The organism is Streptomyces prasinopilosus (assembly GCF_001419695.1).
Taxonomy (GTDB): domain Bacteria; phylum Actinomycetota; class Actinomycetes; order Streptomycetales; family Streptomycetaceae; genus Streptomyces; species Streptomyces prasinopilosus.
The window spans coordinates 1-1,720 of sequence record NZ_LIRG01000951.1; the positions used below are offsets into that span (position 1 = coordinate 1).

Consider the following 1,720-nt stretch of genomic DNA (forward strand, 5'->3'; position numbering starts at 1 on the left):
CCCGCCCGGCGCGCGGCCATGGGGGAGGCGGCCCGGCTCCGGGTGATCGAGCAGTTCACCCTGCGCCGGACCGTCGACACCTTCCGCGCCATCTACCTCGAACTGGCCGGCGCCCGGCGCCGCCCGACCTGGGCGGACACCCGGGACGACACGGGGGCGCAGGACGGCACGGGGACGTACGTGCGGTGGCCGGCCGGCCGCGCCGCACCACCCCCGGACGAGCCCCTGCGGGTCCCGGCACCCGTGGCGACGAGGAGCGTGGCCGTATGAGCGGCCCCATGGCACTGGAGCCGGGCGGAGCCGAACAGGACACCCTCGCCCTCCGGCCGCCCGCCGCCCTCCGGGTGCCGCGGGCCCTCCCGGACGACGACCCCACCCTCGTCGTGCGATTACCGCGGCCCGTCCCGGACCGGGAGGAGGTGGACCGGCTCGCCGCCGGCCTGGCCGACCGGATCGGCCCCGCCGTCCACCCCTACGAGGTGGCCGCCCTGCTGGAGGCGGAAGGACTGTCCGCGGACGCCGTCCGGCAGCGGTACGGCCATCCGGACCTGTTCTCCCTGGCCTCCGCGCTGTACGAACGCGTCCCCAGGACGTTCCCCGAACTCGCGGCCGCCCCCGACCCCTGGCGCCCCGACACCGTGCGCTGCCTGCTGCGCGGCGTGCTGTTCGCCCTGCCGGGCCTCGCCTACCTGCTCGCCGCACCCCTGGGGCAGGCGGCACGGTACGCCCCCGCCCTCATCGCGGCCGGCGTCGTCTCCTGGGCCTGGGGCCAGGCCCTGGGCCACCGCGCCCACCTGCGCCTGGCGACGGGGCGCCACGAAGCCGGCCGCACCCTGCTGACCGGGGCCGCCCTCGGCGCGGCCCTGGCCACCGCGACCGGGGCCGCGGTGGCCGGCGGCGGACCGGTCACCCTGGCCGCCGCCGCACAGTCGCTGTACCTGGCCGCCGCCTCGGTGCTGCTGGTCCTGGCCCGGGAAAGACTGCTGCTGGCAGCCCTGACCCCACTGATCGCCGGAGCCGTGCCGCTGCCGTGGTGGGAGCCCGGCCCCGTGCTGAGGCTCGCCCTGCCCCTGCTGGCGCTGGCGGCCACGCTCGCCGCCGCCGGCCGGGTGCTCCGGGACGTGCTCAGCACCCCGCCCGCCCCCGGCACGCGCCGGCCGCCGCTGCCGGTCTCCCTGCCCTACGGACTGTTCGGCCTCGCCGCGGCGTCCCTGGTCCTGCTGGAGGGCCGGCAGCACCCGTACGCCGTGATCGTGCTGACCGTGAGCATGGGACCGGCCGAATGGCTGCTGTACCGCTACCGCGGCTGGTCGGTCGCGGCACTGCGGGCGACCGCGACGCCCGCCGCCTTCCTCCTGAGGTCGGCCGGCCTCCTCGGGCTCTGCCTGCTCGCCTACCTGCTGCCGCTGACGCCCGCCGCGCTCCTCACCGGAGCCGACCCGGCCGCGCTGCTGCTCCTCGCCGCGACCCTGTGGACGGCCCTGCTGCTCCAGGCGTTCGGCGTCGCCTGGCCCTCCGCCCTGATCTGCCTGACCGCCGCGGGCTGCGCCGCCCTGGTCACCCTGCTGCGCCTGCCACCGGGGACGGCCGTCCTGCCGCTGTGCTGCGGCGCCGCCGCCCTGTGCCTGTCGGTGTGCGTGCTGGGGCTGCTCGGCCGACCGTCGGTGCACGCCTGACCGCCTCCCCCGCGCCCGGTCCCCCCGGGCGCGGGGGAGGCGGT

General features: G+C 78.4%; 1 protein-coding gene and 1 pseudogene. Both read left to right on the forward strand.

Going from position 1 to position 1,720, the window contains the following annotated elements; genetic code table 11:
* A pseudogene (locus AOK18_RS28920) lies at positions 1 to 270 on the forward strand (glycosyltransferase family 4 protein); the annotation flags it as partial.
* Positions 267 to 1,676 carry a hypothetical protein gene (locus AOK18_RS28925; protein WP_055696233.1) on the forward strand — a complete coding sequence of 470 codons (1,410 nt, stop codon included), beginning with the start codon at positions 267 to 269 and terminating at the stop codon, positions 1,674 to 1,676. The pseudogene AOK18_RS28920 and the gene AOK18_RS28925, both read left to right, overlap by 4 nt.
* The last annotated feature ends 44 nt before the right edge of the window (positions 1,677 to 1,720 follow it).

What these genes read in the sequence shown, in the direction of transcription:
- AOK18_RS28925 (WP_055696233.1), top strand. Translation starts at nt 267, where the DNA reads ATGAGCGGCCCCATGGCACTGGAGCCGGGCGGAGCCGAACAGGACACC.